A 21,172-nucleotide genomic window follows, 5' to 3' on the forward strand; every position below is an offset into this window, starting at 1 on the left:
TGTTCTTCACTCCTTACTGTTTCATGATTTAGGGCAACTATTTAAACAGAAAAAGACCAGCCTTGTAGGTTTCAACATACAGGCTGGTCTATCATTTCCGTATCAATTGATATTGAAATAAATCTCCCAAAATATTAAATTATTGATCTAGTTTGGCTTCTAAGTCTTCAGCCAAAGTAAACACGATGATTCGCTCACCGCTTCTAGTGCTTATATCGGTATGGAAGCACCTAGCTTCGACACCTGTTATTTCATGAATGATCTTTTTTAAGTCAGCACTTCCCGTTTCTATCAGTTCTGATCGATTGCGTTTGACGGCTAACATACCCGTTTCAGATTGTGTTAACGCTTGTTCAGCAGGTGTTAGAATACCTTGTAGTTGAATAATTAGTAGATTTCTTAGAATGTCAGTTTTAACTTGAACAGAACCTCTACCTAAGTATTCTTTTTCCCATTGCGTTAATGTTTTGCTAATCTCAGATTCAAGAAGTCCTTTCTTCTTACTCATAGCACCCACCTCCATCTCCTAAGTATAGCAAAAATTACGTAAAAAAACGGTATATCTCTTTAAAAAGAAATATACCGATTATTTCGAACCATTACTTATCTTTAACACGTAGGTTCTCATTTCACCTCTGCGAAATACTCACAGCGATGCACTGCTAACCCTTTATGAAAAATAAGCAAGTATTTTAAACAATTCGGTTTAAAATTTTCAGTTAATTTCATTATATAGCCTATGGCGAAAAAGTGTCAATAAAAACTTTTTATACCAAAATTTACAGTGAAATTAAAAGACTTTATGGTATCTTTATATGTAATAGGTTGATTTTGATTTTGAGTTTCAATTTTAAAGATGGTTTTTAAGTTTTTTTCTGCAAGGCTTTTTTATTTTTAATACAAAGTTTATACGTATATACCGTAAAGTTTCGAATAAATAACATGTATACGGAAAAAATGGAAATAAAATTATAACTATATAGTTGAACGTTTATTTACGGTGTGTCTAGTTTGGTATTGTCGGGAGCGTGACGTCATGTATGTATTTATTGTTAACCCTATTTCTGGAAATGGAAGAGGGGAGATCGTTTGGAAATCGATTGAAAAAATATTACGTAATAAAAAAGTTAACTTTAAGGCCCATCTGACCAGTGATAAGGCTCATGCAGCCGAAATTGTTAGATCAATAAACCCTGACTCAGTAACGGCAGTTGTTGTTGTAGGTGGAGATGGAACGGTACATGAAGTAGTGAATGGGCTACAACACAAGAAAATTCCATTAGGAATTATTCCAGCAGGGACGGGCAATGACTATGCTCGTTCAATGTCTATTCCTAAAAATTTTGAACATGCACTTGAAAGAATACTATCTGGTGAGAAGAAAAAAATTGATATACTCCATATTGGAGAACGTATATGTATGACAGTCATTGGCATCGGCTTTGATGGAAAAGTCGCACAGTTAGCTAATGAGTCTAAATCAAAAAAAATATTAAATAGTCTCGGACTTGGAAAGTTTATTTATTTAATTATCGTATTAAAACTATTATTTAAATATAAACCAACAAAAGTTACAGTAGAGCTTGACGATGTCACATATGAATATGAAAAAGTCTGGTTAATCGCCGTGGCTAATTTACCATACTATGGCGGCGGGATGTACATTTGTCCTCATGCGATAAGTGATGATGGAGTTTTTGATGTATGTATCGTGAATAACGTCTCAAAGTTTAAGATCCTGCAAATCTTCCCTAAAGTTTTTCTAGGCCAGCATATTAATCATCCTGCGGTAACGGTTTTAAAAGGAAAAAATATAAAAGTCATTTCTGATATTCCCGTGATTATCCATGGGGATGGTGAAATCATTGGGGAAACCCCTATAGAAGTTACAGTAAAAAAAGATGTCTTAGATATCGTCTAACTTAATAAAAGCAGGCGATTTAAGACTTTAAACCTTGAATAAATTGATGAAATTGCTTTAAAGAAATGGTAAGGATGGCTTCAGACGTATTTTGGTCTGGAGCCATTTTTACTTCATTGAAATAGGTTTGGATTTCTTCAAGCTGTTCAACTTGTTCTTTAAATAACTTATAAGGAATAAAGCGGGTTTCAATTCCTAGATGCTCGGCTTGTTCGTTTAAGTTTTTTATACTTTCTTCAATCGCTTCTATTTGTCTATAGTATTTTTCGAATTGTTTTTCTCGCTCTGTTTTCATATACGGATCTCCTTTCACTTACTTTCTTTTTTTACATAAGATGTAGATGATGTCAATAGTTTTAGGGCAAACACCTTCGCAAGCTTTAAGTGAATGCATACAATGGTAATGTGAAGAAAGGAAGAGTTTATATGGGAACAGTTGCAACTGACCGATGGATTAAAGGGTTTATTGAAGCATCAAGCAAAGCTTCTTATAGATACAATAACTGGAATGTTCAAATGGAAACGATCATTGAACCAGTTTCACGTCATTTTTATGATCTGCCTCTTCACAGTCTTCACCGTTCGTTACTTGAACAGGGGATGTTTTCACCAGATCAAGACGTGAAGTCAATTTATATGCACATGAAAAAACTAAAAATGTGGGCATATGTTCAAAAAGTATATCTTGAACTGAAACAAGAATGGGAAGGGCCAGACGTCAAAGTCATTCTCTTACCAGGCAATGAAGCTAATGAAGTTATTATGAACGATTTAGGCGGAAAAATGGGCATTGGGTTTCAAGATAAAGTGATATTGTTTGTAACGACCAAAACGAATCATTTTGATCTTAGAACACTTCTTACACATGAATATAACCATAGTTGTCGTTTAATGCACTTAAGCAAACGAGAACCTGAATTAACGTTACTTGACTCTCTCATTATCGAAGGAATGGCTGAATATGCGGTCAAAGTAATATGCGGGGAACGAGCACTTGGAAAATGGCACAATCAATTCACGAAAGAAAAGCTCCAGTCCTTATGGGATCATTTCTATAAAGAAAGAATCCGAGTTAAAGGTAAGCATTATCACCGTCCATTTCTATTCGGAAGCGAGTCTTTAGGTATCCCTTTATGGTCGGGGTATGCTATGGGCTTTGAAATGGTCCGCTCGATGATGGAACAGAAACCGGATAGTATACAAAAGTTACTTTCACTAGACTCAGAAATAATCTTAAAACATTCCGTTTTCAAAGATTAAGTTGCCCTCTTTTTAGTTTGTAAAGAGGGTTTTTTCTATTAACAGCCAATATAAAAAAGAGAACAGTTAGGTACGGTACGGACGAGCACCTATTAGAAGAAGGGAGGAGATGCGAATTTTTAGGGTGTTTTCTTTATTAGTCGGATTTGGCTTGGCTGTAGCTGGTGGAGTCAGTTTACTTGCATATTTAAATTTATTAACCGCTGGATATGATTTCGTGACGTATCTCCGTTTTATTTCAACAAGAATTGAACTTTATATGGTAATCATCGGTGCAATTATCATTACCTTATCTATATATTGGCCAACCCATCGAAAAAAGTAGCATAATTTTTATTTGGAATGAATATAGTACTTGTGGAATAAATTGCCTAACCTCTGACTATACTGATGGTACAAGCACATATACGTGAGGGGGCGATTTTGTTGGTCCACATTCGGGATGTTTGGATTAATTGGTTCGAAGGTGAAGAAAATGGTTACAATGTGTGTGATTTTTATGAATGGAGAACTGATGACAGGATTGAAGTGCTAGATCAAGCGATTGTTGTCAAGGTATCTCAACAATTATTTAGTTACATTGAAAATAATCTTGCAGATTTACCAGAAAATTTGTTAGAAGACGTCCATCGAAAAAGTTATCTGAGAAAAAATATGTCGCGTATTCAACTTGATTATTGCTTTATAGCAACTGATGGAGAACGTATTATCGCAGTCGATACGATCGGATATAAAACACCGATCCGTAAAAGCAGACTAACACCTAGACAAGAACAAATCGTCTTAGAATTAATTGAGTCAGAAACTATGGAAGTATATGATCTTGAGGATGTTGAATTTCAAAAAGAGTACCATATCTTATCTCCTAATCCTGAAGAGATGAGAGGATTGACGAGGAAAGAACGTCAATTAAAGCAATTGCTTTTTATGGCACTCGATCAACTCTATTCGACTGGAAATGCAGCTGAAATTAGATACTGGTTTACGGAGTGGGAACCTGCAAAATACATGGAAATTCAAGCAATGAGTTTCGAAGAAGTTTGGGAAGGCCTTTTTGAAGAAGTGAGAAACGGCTGGTCACAGAGACACTATCATCTTTGCGAGGCTATTGTGAAAGGACAACCCTTCTTTGAAAAACTGTGGGAGCTTGAGCATGGTGAAAGCGTAAAGTAATGTTACATAAAGTAAAAAGGAGGACACTTTGTTCTCCTTTTTTAGTTCAAACTAAGATATTGAGGACAGCATGAGCGAAACTGACTTCTAAGATGATAAAATAATTAGTACTGAACAAGCTGAGACTGAACACTTCTTGGGTAATCTTGTAAGAAGTGGTACAGAAAGAGAGCGGACTGGATCAATTCTTCCTAATCCTGTAAAAGCGGGCCGGAAAGAGCGTTTATAAACCCAAATCTTCCTAATTCTGTAAAAAGTGGGCCGGAAAGAGCGTTTATAAACCCTGATTTTCCTAATCCTGTAAAAAGCGGGTCAGAAAGAGCGTTTATAACCCCGGATCTTCCTAATCCTGTAAAAAGGGGGCCGGAAAGAGCGTTTATAACCCCGGATCTTCCTAATCCTGTAAAAAGTGGGCCGGAAAGAGCGTTTATAACCCCGAATTTTCCTAATCCTGTAAAAAGCGGGTCAGAAAGAGCGTTTATAACCCCGGATTTTCCTAATCCTGTAAAAAGCAGGTCAGAAAGAGCGTTTATAAACCCAGATATTACTAATTATGTAAAAAATAGCTGGAACTAGCAACTTATATCCTCATTTTTTTCTAATGTTGTAAAAATGGAGCCGGATTAAGATTTAATAGGTAACCAGGTTTTTACCAGTAGGTTATTGCTCCTAACCCGGGATTTTTATCAGTTTTATCAATGAACCTAAATTTCACTTAAATTGTGAGCATTTTTGGAAACGTTCTTTCAGACATTTACACGATAGTTTTTGTTCTCTATAATATAATAGTAGATCTCTATAGAACTGTGTATGGATGTTCTAAATCTTTTGTAGGAGGGATAGTCGTGGATGGATTTGTACACTTTCTAATGCAACTTCTTACAGTTGTAGTAGTAGTTGGAACATTTGGAGTTTCTTTCTTAGTTGGTGCGATTTGGAAGAAGCAAAAAGGATATTAATGCAATCATACATTATAAGTGCGTGTTCAAAAAGGAGGACAAACTTTTTGAACATCCTCTATAAGAAAACAAGGAGCAGAGGGTTCTCTGCTCCTTGTTTTTTTAACGTCTTTTTCTTCCTAATCCCATGGCGCGTTCTGCTTTAGCGAGCATTTTTGTGGCTGCACGGTTTGCTTTTTCTGCTCCATGATCTAAGATGTCATCTAATTCAGGCGAATGAATTAATTCTTCATATCGTTCACGGATTGGGTTCAATGTCTCTACAACAACTTTTGCTAAATCTTCCTTAAATTCTCCATATCCACTGCCTTCATACATCGAAGTAATCTCTTCATATGATTTGCCGGAACATAGCGAATAGATCGACATTAAGTTTGCAATAGCTGGCTTATTTTCTTTGTCATAATGAACGGAATTATCCGAGTCTGTTACTGAACTTTTCATTTTCTTGATGATGGTTTTCTCATCATCAAGCATTGAAATATAGCTCTTTGCATTCGGGTTCGATTTACTCATTTTTTTAGAAGGGTCATTTAAGGACATAATACGAGCGCCGACTTTAGGAATTTGAACTTCAGGAACCGTAAAGATATCGTTATATTTTTTGTTAAAGCGTTCGGCTAAGTCTCTAGTTAATTCTAAGTGTTGCTTTTGATCCTCACCTACAGGTACGATATCGGTTTGATAAAGAAGAATATCAGCAGCCATCAATGGAGGATATGTAAGTAACGCAGCTGATACGGCTTCTTTTCCATCTGATTTATCTTTAAATTGTGTCATTCGTTCAAGCTCACCGATGTAGGAAACACATTGCATGATCCACCCCAATTGTGCATGGGCAGGAACTTCAGATTGAATGAATAATGTTGATTTTTCAGGATCAATACCTGCAGCAATATAAAGCGCTGCTAAACTTTTTATATTCTTTCGTAATTCCGCTTTATCTTGTGGCACTGTAATTGCATGCTGATCTACGATACAAAAGAAACAATTGTGATCGTCTTGCAATTCAACAAAATGCTTCATTGCTCCTAAGTAATTTCCTAATGTTAACGTCCCACTCGGTTGAATACCAGAGAAAACAGTCTTCATCTATCTCTTCCTTTCCAAAAAACGTATGTATACACCATCTTATCGAATTATGACGTAAGAGTAAATAACATTACTCATATTAAGATATTATCAAGAATTTGTAATAGGGTATGTTTTCTTTTCTTTTACGAATAATATTTTAATAAAGGTTGTTGAAAGAGAAGTTTATCGACTATTTTAGTTGAGGGAAAGAGGGAAAACAGGATGAAGGCCAGACCATTAATTTTTTCAGCTTCAATTGGACAAGGTCATCAACAAGCGGCTAAAGCTCTGTGCACGGAGCTTGAAAAAAAAGGGTATGCACCAAAGATCATTGATACCTTTTATAACCTGAGCCCGCTATTGCATCATTGTATTGTGAAGAGCTATCTTAACTTATTAAAATTAGGTCCTTCAGTTTGGAGGAAGATTTATTTTAATGCGGAAAAGCAATCATACTTCCTGTACATTGATCGATTTAGCACATTATTTACGGACCGGCTTCATAAAATGATTGCAGAAGAAGAGAATGTCCCATTTATTATTTCAACACATCCGTTTGTTACGCCATTTCTGACAACTGTAAAGAAAAAAAGGAATATTAATATCCCGATCTATTATGTAATCACTGATTTTTTAATGCACCCAGCTTATTTAAGAGAAGGCGTTGACCTTTATTTTACAGCGGATCCAACATCTTTTCATTTTGCTAAAAAGAATAACTATCCAGTTGATCGCTTTTGTTTAACAGGGATTCCTGTACCAGGTCATCCCGCATTTACATCAACGAAATCCAAAAGCCGTGAGCTTCTAGGATTGGATGAGAATAAAAAAATGGTCTTGATTGCTGGCGGCGGATTTGGTCTTGCCAAGTATGTAAAGGTAATCCGAGCGCTGGAAAAAAGTAATGAAGAATTAACAATTATATGTATGACGGGGACGAATACTAAAGCAGCAAGAAAAATTGAAAGTTACAAAAGTAAGCATCATCTAAGAGTCCTTCCATTTACCGATCGTTTCTTAGACTATTTACGCGCTAGTGACGTGGTGATTTCAAAGTCAGGTGGCTTAACGATGTCAGAAGCGCTAATTTGTGAAACACCAATTATTATCTATAAACCTGTTCCGGGCCATGAGGAACATAATGCACAATATTTAGTTGAAAAAGGGGCAGCAGTAAAAATACAGGATGATGATGAATTACCGTTGATTATTAAAAGAGTTTTATTTCAGAAGAAGCTTAGTGAAGAAATGCGACATTCGGCTAGAAAGATTAAGAAACCTACAGCTGCTGAAAAAATAGTAGAGGAGATGATTTTAGCATTAGAGCAAAAGCAACAAGCGGTCAGATAACAGAACTACCGCTTTCGTTTCTTTTTCCATAGGTGGGTTGAAAATATACCTATCGTAATGAGAAGTAAGACAAAAAACAATAAATCATTTGTGTAATTTAGTTGGTTGGCAATAATAACATAAATTCCTAAAATAATGGTCATAGTAAGTGCTGCAAGTTGAAGGATATTCATAACTAACCTCATTTTCATTAGACGTATAAATTAGTATAACAGACAAAAAACGCTTCGTAAAAAGGGGTGAAGTGATGCAACATCGAAAAAATGCAATATATAGCTGTCTTTTATTTTTTCTGTTATTTGGTGTTGCCTATTTATATGAAGGGTCACATCACATTTTTAAACAGGTTGATGAAACAGTAGCTGCGACTTCAAAAGTTGGGGCATTTGAAAATGAAACAGCACCAAACTTTGAATTATTAAACTTAGAAGGAAAAAAAGTCTCATTGGAAGATTACCGGGGTCAAAAAGTAATATTAAATTTCTTTGCAACATGGTGTCCGCCATGTCAGGAAGAGATGCCTCTATTAGTTAATTTAGATGAACAGTTAAAGGATAAAAATATAGTTATGCTTGGTGTAAATATGACGAGTCAAGAGAGAAACGCAAACGATGTTCGACCGTTTTTATCGCAATACAAAGCTCAATATGATGTAGTATTTGATGTAGACGGGAAAGTGATGAAGAATTACCATATTATTGGGATCCCAACAACTTTTCTAGTGAACGAAAGAGGTATCATCGAAAAAAGAATTAATGGGATAGTCACGCCGAATCACATTCCTGTTTTGCTTGGGAAAGAATAGATTTGATGAAGGGCACCCCAAGGCAGATCTTCAAGTGGCGTGTCCTTCATATGATGGCATGGATGTGTTTAATTTAATAATTGTATTACAATTTAAATTTAAATAGGTTGGGGTAAATTCAAGGAAACCCAACCTTTTTTGTGTGCTTTTTATATTGTTATTTATGTTGCACAATTCCATCCTTATTTTAAACTGTTATATCAGATTTTCTCCAAATTATCGCAACTCCCTAGGGTTGGACTACTGGAATTATTATTTAATGAACAAAAATAAGATAAGATGAGACTAAGTAAATAATAATTAACAGGACCGATGGAAAAGCATACGAAGTCGCTGAATGATAGTTCTTTCTTAATAATGAATAAAGTACGATCACAGAAAGAACGGCAACAGCTGCAGCGGTGATTTGGTTTACAGGTGAAACAAAAGAAAGAACAGCACCTTTTTGGTATAACACATCAGTACCTACCAGGATCAACATGTTAAAGAGATTACTACCGAGAATCGAACCAATTGCTAAATTATAATTTCGTAATTGGATAGCAATTAATACAGCAATCGCTTCTGGCAACGATGTCGTAGCAGCAATGAGAAAGCTTCCTACAAAGCTGGACCCAAGCCCTGTAATAACAGCAATCCGGTCACCAGTAATGGTTAAAAAGGAACCCGAGACTAAAATAACAACAGCTGCAATAATAAAACCATAGATGGCTCTTTTTAATGAAATGGCTGATGTATTAAGTTTATTCTCCTCTTCAACTTCGGGTTCTTCATATCCTAACGTATCTTTTTTCGCTCGACTGGTGAGCACATACATACCAGCAGCATATATTGTTACTATTATGAGTGTATCAATTCCTACTCCAAGAAGAGTAATATTTAGTCTTAATGTCAAGGCTAAAAGCGTTGTTACAGCTAGTAATAATCCAATGCTTGCAGTGTAAAAATGTTCTCCGGAAGCACCTTTAAAAATTTGTTTTCTTCGATAATATAAATCAAAACTAGCTAAAATTAACAAGTTGAACATATTACTTCCAAGAACATTACCAACTGCAATATCCGGGTTATCAAGGACAATCGCTGTAATGCTTGTTGTTACTTCTGGGAGTGAAGTAGCTCCTGCTAAAAAAATCGTACCAACTAACATCCCGCCTAATGCTGTTTTTTCACTTAAAGCGTCAGCATATGTGGAAAGCTTGATGGCACAGATGACTGTGATCACTGCACATAGGATAAAAATTATAAATACCATAAATCGTTTCCCCTCTCTATATTTCCACACAAAAAAGACCCTTTTATGAGAGTTTACCCGAAAATTAAACACTCATAAAAAGGTCTTGCGTACTTTGTTTAAGTAATTCAGAACAAAGCTCAATGAACCGAGTGGAAGACCACCGTAATGACGACTCATTAACCTTGAAAGGTCGCTACTCCCCTTTTTAGGGCATATGTGATTATGTACAATTTATCATACGATTCATTTCATAGTCAATAAGAAAATCTTTGGCTTAACCACCAAAGATTTTTCAGACAGACTTCCTATATATATGCTCAACAATATGTGCATCAACTAAAGCATCTAAATGTTTAATTTGTTGTAAAGCTTTTTCATTACTTATTTGGCGATAATGATGTTGTCCGTTTGGTTCCTCATCTAGTTCGTCAGCAAGTGCTACGACTTTTTGTAAATTATTTCTCTCCAGCTGTCCATCAGGCAGGTACGAGTCGGTATGGAGAAGTACAGCTAAAGCAATCTGCTTTGCTTTTCGCGGATCTTCACCGAGTCGAACTAACAATTTATGAGCTCGCTCTGCACCTTTAATCGCGTGAATGTCATTTTCTTTATAAAGTTCAAAATCCCATTCGCCATCTTTATACCATGTGTAGTGTCCGATATCATGAAGAAAGGCGGCTTTCGTTGCTAAGTCGGGATTAACATCATATTTTATTGAAAGCTTGAGGGCATTATAGGCAGTTGCAATTGCATGTGCTAAACCAGAACGCTTTACATACTTTTGAGTTATAGGGTGACTATAAATTTCTAGTAGTGTAACATTTCTCATTTTCCTTTCCCTCCTCATGTTAGATCTTCTCTTACATATTCAAGGTATTTTTTCTATTATATTGAGGAAGGACTCGTTTTGCAACCATAAAAAGTTTATTGGACAAAAAAACAAGATATACCACAAAATGCATCATTAGTTCTATTATGGTAGTTCTTATGGTCAGGCTGGATGATTAACGATATAATTTCCTTGGAGGAGATATTTATGTACATTTCAGTAAAAGAGCTGGCAGAATATTTAAGTTTGCCCGAAGAGTATTTAATTGAACAAATTCGAAGAGGAAATGTAAAAGCGATCTTTGACGGACAACAGTATCTAGTGAATAAGGACCAATTCGAATGGCATAAACAACAGCTGGAATTAAAGTTTGAAGAGCTAAGAAGAGAAGCATTGGAAGATATCCCAGAAGATATTGATGTTAAAGACGAGGATTAAGACATACATATAAAAAAAGGACAAATCCTAACTGTAAAGGCATGAAAGGCGTGAGATGATGGGGAAAAAATTAATAAAGCTCCTTTTTATTAAAGTGGTTGTTTTTTCATTTTTTGTAACTGTTCAAGAAGTACACGCTGAAGGGAACGAGGGTAAATCGGTTCAATATCATTCGGCAAAGGAAATCGTAAAAAAAGATTTGGAATTTCCAGACCGCATGGCACGCTTTGTTTTTGATTCAGGTTTTACGTTTCAATATCCTGACGCTGTTAGAGGAATATATGTGACTGGAAATTCAGCAGGTGGAGAGAGGATGAACAGTTTATTGGAATTAATCGATTCCACGGAACTGAATGCAATGGTTATCGATATAAAAGATGATCATGGTTATTTAACGTACAAACCTGAAGATGACTCACCGTTTTATTACATTTCACAAAACTATATTAAAAACACAGAAGATTTAATGAAAACATTGGAAGAAAAGCAAATTTATCCAATCGCTCGAATTGTTGTTTTTAAAGACACTGTATTAGCAGAAAAGAAACCAGAACTATCTTTTAAGACGGCTGACGGAAAAGTATGGAAAAATCGTCGCGGTGAGGCATTTGTTAATCCGTTTTTAAAAGAAGTGTGGGATTATAATGTAGCGATCGCTGAAAAAGCAGCAAAGATGGGCTTCAAAGAAATTCAATTTGATTATGTCCGCTTTCCCGAAGGATTTGAGCGCCGAGATGAGGATTTAAAGTATAGTGTCGGGGAGTATGAAGGCGGGGACGGAGATAACGTACAAAAGCGAGTAACGGCAGTAGCAGATTTTGTTGCCTACGCGAGGGAACAATTAGCACCTTACGATGTTGATGTATCCGTCGATATCTTTGGCTACGCAGCCACAATTCCTGAAGCTCCAGGCATTGGACAGAACTTTTTGAAGATCTCTGAAAATGTCGATGTTATCTCTTCGATGATTTATCCAAGTCACTGGACCTCGTACTTTGGAATTGATAAGCCAGACCTATATCCATACGAGCTCGTTGACGCCTATGCAAAGGTCGAAAATGAATTATTAGGCCAATTAGACACGCCTCCTGTTTCGAGGCCTTGGATCCAAGATTTTACTGCTAGCTGGTTGGGAGCGGGCAATTATAAAAGCTACGGTAAAGATGAAGTGGAAGCGCAGATCAAAGCATTAAATGACAATGGAATAAACGAATATCTTTTGTGGAATGCAAGTAATCGTTATACGCAAGGTGTCAATTATACGCCATAAAGTAAAGGGTGACCGAAATGTTTCGGTCACCCTTTTAAATAGCATTACTTTCTAATTGTCTAGTTCCAGCGACCATCGGCTCGAGGTCGCTTCGGTCCAATGAATTGTCCAAAACCAGGACACTTCAATTGGCCCTCCAGCGCTTGTCGCCGATAAGCAGACCGCTTCCACTTTTCATGTCTAGTTCCAGTGGCCAGCGCCTAGTGGACTTCGCTCTCCTCCTTACGATAAGTCAACATCGGCTCCTTGCGTCACCGTGTATCCTTTATCTCATACGGAGGGCTCCAGTCCATACGTCGCTAAACGGCCACTTCCACTTTTCTTACCTACCGCCGACTTTTTTCCAGCCGGATTGGATGCTTGACGATTTGGTTTTGAATTTATCGACATTTCCTCGTCCAAATATTTTCATTCCAAATACGTTTGTAATTGTACCCATTAATGCAGTTAAACCGATGATACAAAGTGCAAGTAAAATAAAGTCGATAACTAAGTTAGCCATCTTCCATCCTCCTATTGATGATTGCCTCTTACCATTTATTGTACAGAAGGGAAGCGAAAAATGAAAGGGATTTCAAAAAAAGGAGACCGCTTTAATTGTTCAGTTCTTTACTGTACTAACAAAAAGGGAAAGATTGCTATCATCTTTGAGGAAAACAAGGGATTTATATAAGAAAGAGATGAGAGACCCAATAATGATTAAATATTATTAAATGTTGGCAATAACCTCCTGTTAGTGCCGTTTATCGTTGTAACATTCTTGCATATAATAAAGAGACTAAAGACAAATGGAGGTCATAGTCAAGTGAATTGGTATGAGAAACTAAATCAGTACTTTCCAATTGAAGAAATGAAATCAAAGGAACACATGGAGTTGCTACTAGCCGAAAAATCGGATATTTATTTTAAAGATGAGAGTAAAGAGCACGTTCTCATGTATGTTGAAATGGAAGATTTTGTTTTTATCGACTACTTGTTCGTGTCTAAAGATGCAAGGGGAAAAGGAACAGGAAAAAAATTAATTGACCAATTGAAAAAGAAAGGAAAACCGATTATTCTGGAAGTAGAACCAATTGACTATGAAGATACAGACACACAAAAAAGACAGCGGTTCTATGCAAGAGAAGGTTTTAAACATGCTGAATCCATTGGTTACCGTCGACGTTCACTTGCAACAAACGAAATTAACGAACTTGAGATCTTATATTGGTCGCCAACGGATGAGTCGGAAGAAAATATTTATGAAAAAATGAAGAAAACGTATGAAACGATTCACACTTACAAAGATAAGCAATTGTATGGTCAGTCTTATAGTCCGGTCGATGATGTACTAACCTTTGATGAAGAGGTAGTTGAACAACAAGAACAAATCTAATTTGCTATGTAAGGTGGTGAGAACGATGAAGGGCAGAGAGAAAAGCAAAAGAAGAAAACGTGAACTAATAAAAGAAATGCTCCGGAATAAATTAAGGAACTTAAAAGAAGCTCCCAAGCGCAGACCCACCACCAATACGAAAACAATTGCATAGTAAAGTATTTGAAAGCAGACTCAAGTCATTTTGTTGAGATCTGCTTTTTTTTCTACCTTTTTCTAAAAGATTGTTGGTTTAAGCTATTAGACAATGCAAAAGCTTCGTTCTTACATTATAACGTATAGAACGAAGCTTTAGATAAACGGTCCAACTGCCACAAAAAATCTTACATATTATGTTTGCATTTCTTGCTTTTTTAACAGCTTCTTTTGCTTTCGTAAATCAAACGCGTAATAAATGACAGGAATTAGAATTAACGTTATAAACGTAGAAAAGCTTAGTCCAAATACGATGACGGTTGCCATAGGCTGCTGTATCTCGGTTCCTTCTCCAAAACCTAACGTGAGCGGTATGAGACCGAGTATCGTTGTTAATGCCGTCATTAATATTGGTCGTAAACGGGTAGGGCCTGCTTCAACGATGGCATCATAACTAGAAAGCCCTTTTTGTTTCAATGTATTAATATAATCAATTAATACGATTGCATTATTAACAACAATCCCGGTTAATATTAAAATTCCTACTAACGAACCTACGCCGAATGGCTGAAAGGTTACTAATAGACCAAATACGATTCCAATGAGTGTAACCGGTACACTAAACATTATAATAAAAGGATAAAACAGTGATTCAAACCGAGCAGCCATTACCATATAAACTAGAACGACAGCTAGAGCAATCGCACCAGCTAACTTAAAGAAAGCATCATTCATTTGCTCATTTTGTCCGCCGAAACTTATTCGATAGCCTGTAGGTAATACAGGAGCAAGTTCTTCCTTTAACACGTCTTGAATATCATTAACGACACTGCCCAAATCCCTGTTTAGTATAGACGCTGTTACCGTTACTTCACGAAGGCGGTCAGCACGTCGAATGGTGCTTGGTCCTTGATCTCTGGCAATGGTAGCTACTGCTTCAAGCGGAATCCGTTCACCTGTTGGAGTATCAATCAGCAGTTGACTCAATTCTTCAACAGAAGCCGTATATCGTTCTTCGACGACCAGCCTCACATCGAGTTCATCTCCACCTCTTGCTAAGCGTGTCGCTACCATCCCCCTCGTAGCATTATTAACTGCACTAGCAATTTGGGCACTGCCAACCCCGTAGTTAGCCGCTCGTTCTCTATCAACCGTAACCGTAATTTCAGGACTGCCAACAGTAAAGTTAGAAGACGGCTCTCTGACACCTTCAACCGTTGAAATTAAACGAATGACTTCGTTAGATAACTGATTTAATGTCTGTAAATCACGACCCTTTACCGTAATGGAAATTGGGTTTTCAGTAAATCCTGTATCACTTGCAGAAACGGAAATTTCGGCACCGGGAATATCCTGCAGCAGATTTCTGATATCCTCAGCGACAATCAAATCGCTTTTTGCTCGTTTGTTAGGTTCTTTTAGTAAAATACTATAAGAGGCCCGGTTCGTTTGTGTGCCTGCACCAATTGTAAAATTATCAGTCCCGCCAACAGTAACATAGATTAAATCAATTTCTGGAATTTCCTGTATTCGTTCTTCAATTTCGTTGGCTACTTCTTGAGTACTTTCAAGTGAACTCCCAGCAGGCAGCCGCGTGTCAATGCTTATAAAACTTTGATCTTGAGCAGGAAGAAATTCAGTTCCTATAAAAGGAATACCTGCAAAGGATATCGCAAATAAAGCAAAAGTACCAATGATAACGGTTTTGGGACGCTTAAGAGACTTCGTTAAAACTTTTTTATAAAATGCGGACAGCCTTTGAAACCCTTGCTGAAAAAATGACGAATCTTCATTGACCTTCATAAAAGTGGATGAGAGTAAAGGGACAATGATTAGTGCAGTAAATAAAGATGCAAATAGGGAAAAGGCCACCGTTAGAGCGAGTGGTTTAAATAATTGAGCCGCTAGCCCATCCACAAATATAATCGGTAAAAAGACGACAATAGTAGTGAGCGTCGAAGCAATGATTGCACCGCCGATTTCAGTTGTACCTTCAATGGCAGCGTCTTTAATTGACATGCCTTTTTGACGGAGCCGATAAATGTTTTCCAAGATAACGATGGCATTGTCGACCATCATCCCAACCCCGAGTGCGAGTCCCCCGAGTGTTAGAACATTTAAGGTTTGACCGCTAAAATACATAAATAAAAAAGTTGTGATAATTGATATCGGAATTGAAAAGCCGATAATCATCGTACTCCGTAAATTACGTAAAAAAAGGTAAAGAACGGTACCAGCTAAAATGCTTCCGAGCACGATATTCCATGCAACAGCACGGATTGATTGTTCAATAAAGCGACTTTGATCAAATATTGTTCGGATTTCTACTCCATCTGGCAGAAGATCTTCTAATTCTTCTAATTGCCGGTTGATATTACGTGCGACAGCAACAGTGTTTGTTCCGGAAGCTTTTAGAACAGAAATTCCTACACTTGGTTGTCCATTTAAATAACTTGCTTGAGTCGTTGGCTTTAATGTTTCAACGACATGGACGATATCGGATAATGGTAATATTCCTTCCCTTGTTGGGACTGGCAGCGATTTTATATCGTAGATTGATGTAAACTGTCCTGTTATTCGAATAGGTAAATTCAAGTTAAAATCTTGAAGTTGCCCACCAGGAAGGTTTAAATTTTCACTAGCGATGATTTGTTGCAGTTCAGTTAACGTTAATCCGTACGCGGTTAAGCGATTAGGGTCAACATGAAGTTGAATTTCTTGTTCAGCACCACCTTCAATTTGAACCGAAGCGACTCCATCCACTGAGTCCAGCAGCGGACTGATGTCATTTTCAGCTAGTTTTCTAGCTTCAATAATATTTCCATCTGGTGCACTTACAGCTAGCTGCACAATAGGAAGGAGGCTTGGGTCAAATCGAAGGACTTGTGGAGTTGGCACTTCATTTGGCAAGCCTTCTCGAATCATATCAATCCGTTCACGCATATTAAGAGTAGCAAAATCCATATCCGTGCCCCAATCGAAGGCGACAAGAATTAGAGCTCCACCCGTTCTTGATGTAGAAGAAACAGACTCAACGCTAGGAAGGCTGGACATCATCTCTTCGATAGGTTGTGTAATAAGTTGTTCAATTTCTTCAGGCCCGGCTCCTTCATAGGAGGCTGTGACGGCAACGATAGGAAAACTAAGCTCAGGAAATAAGTCTACAGATAAATCCCGTAATGAAACGATGCCCAGTATGAGAACCAGGCAAATAACCATCCCCATCGCAACGGGTCTAAGAACAGATAGTTTCGCAATCTTCATATTGTGTTTCACTCGTTTCGTATCGTAATTTGTGCACCTTCCGTAAGACGCTCTTTTCCAGTCGTTACGACGGTATCATTCACTTTAATTCCTTCAAGAACTTCAATAAGATTACCTTCCCTTGAACCTAATTCAACCGCTTGTCTGACAACAGTAGCATCATTAACTTTAAAAACAAAGGCTTCATTATCTTCATATAAAATACTGTCTATCGGAAGGACGACCGCTTCATCAATTGTTCCTAAATCAACGATCCCTGTCGTACGCATGCCGCCTTTAATGGTTCGTTCAGGGTTATCTATTTCTGCTTCGACCGTAAAAGAATTGGTTTGCGGATTAACAACAGGAGAAACCGTTGTAATTGAATTTTCATAAGTTTCGTTTATTCCATTAATTGTTATGGATACTTCCATACCGGGGGTGATTTTTGAAATTTGAAAGCTGTTTGCAGAAAAAACAGCCACAACAGGGTCTAAATTAACAATAACGGCAAGTGGAGCATTAGGTACCGCCATTTGACCAACTGTTACGTCCATTTGCGCAATTACGCCAGAAATGGGTGCATGAAGTTTTGTGGCTTGTACACCTTGTTCAGCTTGCCTGACATTATGTTTAGCTGTTTCCAATTGTATTTCTAACTCGGTCGTATTAATTCGAGGAACTTGTTGTATGGAACCGGCAGCTTGAGAAAGTTCAGCTTGTTTAAGGCTCAGTTCAAGTGAATTACGAATAAATTCAAGTAGGGCTGTATCTGCATTTTCTTCATCAAGGTTTTCAATTACAGTTCTCGTAGCATTTAACGATTGTTCAAGTTCTTGTTGAAGTGCTTGAAGTCTTTGTACTTCGTTTTGGGCCGTTCGATTTAACTCATTGGCTTGATTAAGAGCCTTATCAAGTTCAGTTACTGCTTTTTTAGCTTGATTAACTTGTTCTCTTGCTAATTCTGCATCTAGAGTAATTAATAAATCTCCCTTGCTGACTTCTTCACCGACTTTTTTATGTACTTCTTTTACTTCAAGAGGTGCAACTGTAAATAGTGGCACTTGTTCTTTTGGTAACATTTGACCATTTAATTCAAGAGACTGACGTATTTTTGATTGCTTTGCTTGTTCAACAGAAACTAATAATGATTGTCTTTCTGCACTATCACTCGTAATATCATCTGTTGCACAACCTGTAATTAATAGTAATAGAAAAAAAATTAAAGAGAATATTAAATGCTTCGTTTTATACACCGACAGTCACCCCTAATACTAATTCTTAACAACGATTTAAAAGTATTTATAGAGGATGTTCAAAAAGTCCGGGAAAAATCTCTGGCAGTAGATGATCTTCGACTAAGCCCCCCACGTCCTGTGGGAACGTCGAAGTCACCACATCCTGTGGAAGCTCGTTGGTTTGTTGCTGCGTTCCTCACGTATTAAAAGCATACGCTGCGGTACTCGCAGTACTCGCAACTGCACCGCCTCGAACTTCTTGGATCTTTTTGTCCTCCTTTTTGAACACACACTTATATAATTCAAATTACTATATATTGTTAGACTGAATAAATAAGAATACTTTAATATGATGTGACAATCATGTGACAACTATGTTATTTTCATGTCATTTTTCTATAAATGAAGGAAGCTTGGTTAAAAAAAGGGAAGTTTATTTTTGAAGACAGGAGGGAAAAGACTTTTATTAAGAGGAATGTTTCTAACATGAGCATGTTGTATAATTTGTGTTCATAATATTTTCAATAGGGGTATTCAAATTAGAATTATTATTGTATAATGCTTTATGTAAGGAAAAATTTATTGTAATGATGTTGATATACATTGTTGAAGGGAGATGTCCATTTATGGTAACCCTATTAACATCGCCGAGTTGTACATCTTGTAGAAAAGCGAAAGCTTGGTTAGAAGAACATAATATTCCGTTTCAGGAAAGAAATATTTTTGCTGCACCGTTAACCGTGGATGAAGTAAAAGAGGTCGTTAGAATGACGGAAGACGGGACAGATGAAATCATTTCTACCCGCTCTAAAGTTTTTCAAGATCTTGATGTTGAGCTAGAAGCATTGCCACTGCAAACTTTATTTAAGTTAATTAGTGAAAACCCAGGATTACTTCGTCGTCCAATTATTTTTGATGATAAACGATTACAAGTTGGATATAACGAGGCAGAAATTCGTCGCTTCTTACCAAGAAAAGTAAGAAATTTCCATTTAATGGAAGCGCAAAAGATGGTCAACTAAATGTAAAAAGAGGCTGATAGATTGTTCAGCCTCTTTTTGTATTCCCTATAATCAGTATCTAGTTGAGAAATTGGTAAGAAAACCGTGTCGTTTAAAATAACCAGCCAGGAGTACGCCGATAATAATAGATAATTGAAAAATAACCGTAACGATAGGGTGACTTTCAAATAATGGGGCTAATTTTTCCTCGTGGGTAATCATTCTGCCGGCAGTAAATGCAAGGATGCCTGCACCGATATAGATCACGAATGGAAACCGTTCAAAAATGACCAAGATGAGCTTGCTTCCTAAAATAATAATCGGTACTGAAATGATTAATCCAAGAATAACAAGAGAAGGATAGCCATGTGCTGCACCAGCAACAGCAATTACATTGTCTACACCCATGATAAAATCAGCAATAATAATGGCTTTTATGGCACTTAATATACTCGTCCCGCTATGTACATTATGTTCGTTATTCATTTGTGAAATAAGGTCGTAGGCAATATAAATTAATAATGCTCCACCGATAGCCAATAATAACGGTATTTTTAGAAGTTGAACGGCTACTAGGGTTAATGCTATTCGAATAACTAAAGCAAGTCCTATTCCTAATACAATCGCTTTGTTTCGTTGCTCTTTTGGAAGGTTTCTACAAGCTAGAGCAACAACAATGGCGTTATCACCGCCTAAAATAATATCGATACCAATGATAGTTAAGAGAGAAATTAAAAAATCAATATCCATTTAAATAATCATCCTTATCTGTTTCATTGACAAAACAAACCGTAATCACTCATAATAAATAGTTAATAATAAGCATAGCCTGATATTAAGGTTAGAAGGTTGTCTTATTGCTAGTCTATACGTCATAGTTAAAGTTCAGAACATAAATCTAAACGGGCTGACGTACAATTCTAAAAAAAAATAAAATTGTCCCGTTTTTAATTTCCAATTCCGTTGATTTTGTCATACAATAGAAGTAATATAGATAAACTCTAACTTACAATACACCCTCAATGAGTAGTTTGAAATTTAGTTAGGATTACGTCGTTTGGTAGCTATGAATATCAATTAGAAGAAGCTCTTCTATTGATAATGTCTGGAGGGAGAGAGTTATGGAAATCGAAAGAGTAAATGAATCGACGATTAAGTTTTACATTACGTATAACGATATTGAGTCCCGAGGTTTCGACCGGGATGAAATTTGGTATAACAGAGAAAGAGGCGAAGAACTCTTTTTTGAAATGATGAGTGAGGCACATGATCGAGAAGAATTTGAGCTTGAAGGTCCGTTGTGGATCCAAGTACAAGCTTTAGATAAAGGGTTAGAGATTGTCGTGACAAGAGGACAAATTTCAGATGGTCATGTCAAATTAGAAATTCCTTTCTCAAATGATAAAATGACTGACCTTCCAGTAGATCAAAATATTGTTGAAATGCTGGATGCTCAGTTTGGTAATGGAGAGTCTGAGGATGGCTTAGAAGAAGACTATAATGAGCTGTTAGAACTCGTTATTGGCTTTGCAGACTTCGAAGACTTAATTGCCTTAAGTCATAGTTTTGTTCCTGAAGGAATGGAAAATGAACTTTATCATTACGAGGGGAAATATTATCTTCATGTCGTATTTAACGACGAACGTTATGATGAGGATGAACAAGATGACATGTTAAGTCAAATTCTAGAATTTGGCTATGAATCTGAAATGACGATTTATCGCATTCAAGAATACGGCAAGTTAGTAATGAAAGACTGTGCATTAACAACTGTACGTAACTACTTTAATTTAAACCACTCCCAAACTAAAGAGTGATCGTAGTTTAGAGTTTAGTGAGGCCGACTCATAAGTGTCTTCTCTTCTCG

Annotated in this window: 21 protein-coding genes; 11 read left to right on the forward strand and 10 right to left on the reverse strand. The window is 36.8% G+C overall.

Going from position 1 to position 21,172, the window contains the following annotated elements; translation table 11 throughout:
* Positions 1–139 precede the first annotated feature (139 nt).
* Positions 140–508 carry a Na-translocating system protein MpsC family protein gene (locus N7Z68_RS04415; RefSeq protein WP_275117247.1) on the reverse strand — a complete coding sequence of 123 codons (369 nt, stop codon included), beginning with the start codon at positions 506–508 and terminating at the stop codon, positions 140–142.
* Positions 509–1,036: 528 nt separating this feature from the next.
* Here N7Z68_RS04415 and N7Z68_RS04420 point away from each other — a divergent pair.
* Positions 1,037–1,921 (forward strand): diacylglycerol/lipid kinase family protein, encoded by an 885-nt coding sequence (locus tag N7Z68_RS04420; protein ID WP_275117248.1) that lies wholly within the window; start codon positions 1,037–1,039, stop codon positions 1,919–1,921.
* Positions 1,922–1,940: 19 nt separating this feature from the next.
* Here the strand turns inward: N7Z68_RS04420 and N7Z68_RS04425 are convergent, their stop codons facing one another.
* Positions 1,941–2,216 (reverse strand): hypothetical protein, encoded by a 276-nt coding sequence (locus tag N7Z68_RS04425; protein WP_275117249.1) that lies wholly within the window; start codon positions 2,214–2,216, stop codon positions 1,941–1,943.
* Between the two features lie 131 nt (positions 2,217–2,347).
* On the opposite strand from N7Z68_RS04425, the gene N7Z68_RS04430 reads away from it, so the two are divergent.
* From N7Z68_RS04430 to N7Z68_RS04440, 3 genes are all read left to right on the forward strand, one after another.
* The gene (locus N7Z68_RS04430) at positions 2,348–3,181 is read left to right on the forward strand and encodes a DUF2268 domain-containing putative Zn-dependent protease (protein WP_275117250.1); all 834 of its coding nucleotides are present in this window, start codon (positions 2,348–2,350) and stop codon (positions 3,179–3,181) included.
* 109 nt (positions 3,182–3,290) lie between these two features.
* A complete protein-coding gene (locus tag N7Z68_RS04435; RefSeq protein WP_275117251.1) occupies positions 3,291–3,506 on the forward strand; it encodes a YuzI family membrane protein in 216 nt (71 codons plus the stop codon).
* Between the two features lie 101 nt (positions 3,507–3,607).
* Positions 3,608–4,354: a YjbA family protein gene (locus N7Z68_RS04440; protein WP_275117252.1), complete on the forward strand. Its 747-nt coding sequence runs from the start codon at positions 3,608–3,610 to the stop codon at positions 4,352–4,354.
* Positions 4,355–5,415: 1,061 nt separating this feature from the next.
* Here N7Z68_RS04440 and trpS read toward each other — a convergent pair.
* Positions 5,416–6,405: a tryptophan--tRNA ligase gene (trpS, locus tag N7Z68_RS04445; protein WP_275117253.1), complete on the reverse strand. Its 990-nt coding sequence runs from the start codon at positions 6,403–6,405 to the stop codon at positions 5,416–5,418.
* 204 nt (positions 6,406–6,609) lie between these two features.
* Here trpS and N7Z68_RS04450 point away from each other — a divergent pair, with 204 nt between their 5' ends.
* A complete protein-coding gene (locus N7Z68_RS04450) occupies positions 6,610–7,737 on the forward strand; it encodes an MGDG synthase family glycosyltransferase (protein WP_275117255.1) in 1,128 nt (375 codons plus the stop codon).
* A 5-nt stretch (positions 7,738–7,742) separates the two neighbouring features.
* Here the strand turns inward: N7Z68_RS04450 and N7Z68_RS04455 are convergent, their stop codons facing one another.
* Positions 7,743–7,910 (reverse strand): hypothetical protein, encoded by a 168-nt coding sequence (locus N7Z68_RS04455; protein ID WP_275117256.1) that lies wholly within the window; start codon positions 7,908–7,910, stop codon positions 7,743–7,745.
* A 74-nt stretch (positions 7,911–7,984) separates the two neighbouring features.
* On the opposite strand from N7Z68_RS04455, the gene N7Z68_RS04460 reads away from it, so the two are divergent.
* On the forward strand, positions 7,985–8,542 hold the full coding sequence (locus N7Z68_RS04460; RefSeq protein ID WP_275117257.1) for a peroxiredoxin family protein: 558 nt from the start codon (positions 7,985–7,987) through the stop codon (positions 8,540–8,542).
* Between the two features lie 256 nt (positions 8,543–8,798).
* Here the strand turns inward: N7Z68_RS04460 and N7Z68_RS04465 are convergent, their stop codons facing one another.
* On the reverse strand, positions 8,799–9,794 hold the full coding sequence (locus tag N7Z68_RS04465; RefSeq protein ID WP_275117258.1) for a sodium:calcium antiporter: 996 nt from the start codon (positions 9,792–9,794) through the stop codon (positions 8,799–8,801).
* Positions 9,795–10,068: 274 nt separating this feature from the next.
* Entirely contained in the window at positions 10,069–10,605 is a 537-nt protein-coding gene (locus N7Z68_RS04470; RefSeq protein WP_275117259.1) for an HD domain-containing protein, read from the reverse strand.
* 207 nt (positions 10,606–10,812) lie between these two features.
* Between N7Z68_RS04470 and N7Z68_RS04475 the strand changes: the two genes are divergently transcribed.
* Positions 10,813–11,043: an excisionase family DNA-binding protein gene (locus N7Z68_RS04475; RefSeq protein ID WP_275117260.1), complete on the forward strand. Its 231-nt coding sequence runs from the start codon at positions 10,813–10,815 to the stop codon at positions 11,041–11,043.
* 58 nt (positions 11,044–11,101) lie between these two features.
* A complete protein-coding gene (locus N7Z68_RS04480; protein WP_275117261.1) occupies positions 11,102–12,313 on the forward strand; it encodes a putative glycoside hydrolase in 1,212 nt (403 codons plus the stop codon).
* A gap of 322 nt (positions 12,314–12,635) precedes the next feature.
* Here the strand turns inward: N7Z68_RS04480 and N7Z68_RS04485 are convergent, their stop codons facing one another.
* Positions 12,636–12,815 carry a hypothetical protein gene (locus N7Z68_RS04485; RefSeq protein WP_275117262.1) on the reverse strand — a complete coding sequence of 60 codons (180 nt, stop codon included), beginning with the start codon at positions 12,813–12,815 and terminating at the stop codon, positions 12,636–12,638.
* 303 nt (positions 12,816–13,118) lie between these two features.
* Between N7Z68_RS04485 and N7Z68_RS04490 the strand changes: the two genes are divergently transcribed.
* On the forward strand, positions 13,119–13,688 hold the full coding sequence (locus N7Z68_RS04490; RefSeq protein WP_275117263.1) for a GNAT family N-acetyltransferase: 570 nt from the start codon (positions 13,119–13,121) through the stop codon (positions 13,686–13,688).
* Positions 13,689–14,018: 330 nt separating this feature from the next.
* On the opposite strand, the gene N7Z68_RS04495 is transcribed toward N7Z68_RS04490, so the two are convergent.
* Both N7Z68_RS04495 and N7Z68_RS04500 read right to left on the reverse strand, forming a co-directional pair.
* On the reverse strand, positions 14,019–17,087 hold the full coding sequence (locus N7Z68_RS04495) for an efflux RND transporter permease subunit (RefSeq protein WP_275117264.1): 3,069 nt from the start codon (positions 17,085–17,087) through the stop codon (positions 14,019–14,021).
* Positions 17,088–17,095: 8 nt separating this feature from the next.
* The gene (locus tag N7Z68_RS04500; RefSeq protein WP_275117265.1) at positions 17,096–18,322 is read right to left on the reverse strand and encodes an efflux RND transporter periplasmic adaptor subunit; all 1,227 of its coding nucleotides are present in this window, start codon (positions 18,320–18,322) and stop codon (positions 17,096–17,098) included.
* Positions 18,323–18,930: 608 nt separating this feature from the next.
* Here N7Z68_RS04500 and spxA point away from each other — a divergent pair.
* Entirely contained in the window at positions 18,931–19,326 is a 396-nt protein-coding gene (gene spxA, locus N7Z68_RS04505; RefSeq protein ID WP_275117266.1) for a transcriptional regulator SpxA, read from the forward strand.
* Between the two features lie 51 nt (positions 19,327–19,377).
* Here spxA and N7Z68_RS04510 read toward each other — a convergent pair whose 3' ends face one another.
* Positions 19,378–20,055 (reverse strand): TerC family protein, encoded by a 678-nt coding sequence (locus N7Z68_RS04510; protein ID WP_275117267.1) that lies wholly within the window; start codon positions 20,053–20,055, stop codon positions 19,378–19,380.
* A gap of 371 nt (positions 20,056–20,426) precedes the next feature.
* Here N7Z68_RS04510 and mecA point away from each other — a divergent pair, with 371 nt between their 5' ends.
* A complete protein-coding gene (gene mecA / locus N7Z68_RS04515) occupies positions 20,427–21,122 on the forward strand; it encodes an adaptor protein MecA (protein WP_275117268.1) in 696 nt (231 codons plus the stop codon).
* Positions 21,123–21,172 lie beyond the last annotated feature (50 nt).

It is taken from the genome of Alkalihalobacterium chitinilyticum, assembly GCF_029028005.1.
In the GTDB taxonomy this organism is placed as follows: domain Bacteria; phylum Bacillota; class Bacilli; order Bacillales; family Bacillaceae_F; genus Alkalihalobacterium; species Alkalihalobacterium chitinilyticum.

What these genes read in the sequence shown, in the direction of transcription:
- N7Z68_RS04450 (WP_275117255.1), top strand. Translation starts at nt 6,610, where the DNA reads ATGAAGGCCAGACCATTAATTTTTTCAGCTTCAATTGGACAAGGTCAT.
- N7Z68_RS04425 (WP_275117249.1), bottom strand. Translation starts at nt 2,216, where the DNA reads ATGAAAACAGAGCGAGAAAAACAATTCGAAAAATACTATAGACAAATA.
- N7Z68_RS04420 (WP_275117248.1), top strand. Translation starts at nt 1,037, where the DNA reads ATGTATGTATTTATTGTTAACCCTATTTCTGGAAATGGAAGAGGGGAG.
- N7Z68_RS04455 (WP_275117256.1), bottom strand. Translation starts at nt 7,910, where the DNA reads ATGAATATCCTTCAACTTGCAGCACTTACTATGACCATTATTTTAGGA.
- N7Z68_RS04480 (WP_275117261.1), top strand. Translation starts at nt 11,102, where the DNA reads ATGGGGAAAAAATTAATAAAGCTCCTTTTTATTAAAGTGGTTGTTTTT.
- N7Z68_RS04495 (WP_275117264.1), bottom strand. Translation starts at nt 17,087, where the DNA reads ATGAAGATTGCGAAACTATCTGTTCTTAGACCCGTTGCGATGGGGATG.
- N7Z68_RS04415 (WP_275117247.1), bottom strand. Translation starts at nt 508, where the DNA reads ATGAGTAAGAAGAAAGGACTTCTTGAATCTGAGATTAGCAAAACATTA.
- N7Z68_RS04485 (WP_275117262.1), bottom strand. Translation starts at nt 12,815, where the DNA reads ATGGCTAACTTAGTTATCGACTTTATTTTACTTGCACTTTGTATCATC.
- N7Z68_RS04430 (WP_275117250.1), top strand. Translation starts at nt 2,348, where the DNA reads ATGGGAACAGTTGCAACTGACCGATGGATTAAAGGGTTTATTGAAGCA.
- mecA (WP_275117268.1), top strand. Translation starts at nt 20,427, where the DNA reads ATGGAAATCGAAAGAGTAAATGAATCGACGATTAAGTTTTACATTACG.
- spxA (WP_275117266.1), top strand. Translation starts at nt 18,931, where the DNA reads ATGGTAACCCTATTAACATCGCCGAGTTGTACATCTTGTAGAAAAGCG.
- N7Z68_RS04435 (WP_275117251.1), top strand. Translation starts at nt 3,291, where the DNA reads ATGCGAATTTTTAGGGTGTTTTCTTTATTAGTCGGATTTGGCTTGGCT.
- N7Z68_RS04475 (WP_275117260.1), top strand. Translation starts at nt 10,813, where the DNA reads ATGTACATTTCAGTAAAAGAGCTGGCAGAATATTTAAGTTTGCCCGAA.
- N7Z68_RS04465 (WP_275117258.1), bottom strand. Translation starts at nt 9,794, where the DNA reads ATGGTATTTATAATTTTTATCCTATGTGCAGTGATCACAGTCATCTGT.
- N7Z68_RS04470 (WP_275117259.1), bottom strand. Translation starts at nt 10,605, where the DNA reads ATGAGAAATGTTACACTACTAGAAATTTATAGTCACCCTATAACTCAA.
- N7Z68_RS04460 (WP_275117257.1), top strand. Translation starts at nt 7,985, where the DNA reads ATGCAACATCGAAAAAATGCAATATATAGCTGTCTTTTATTTTTTCTG.
- N7Z68_RS04510 (WP_275117267.1), bottom strand. Translation starts at nt 20,055, where the DNA reads ATGGATATTGATTTTTTAATTTCTCTCTTAACTATCATTGGTATCGAT.
- trpS (WP_275117253.1), bottom strand. Translation starts at nt 6,405, where the DNA reads ATGAAGACTGTTTTCTCTGGTATTCAACCGAGTGGGACGTTAACATTA.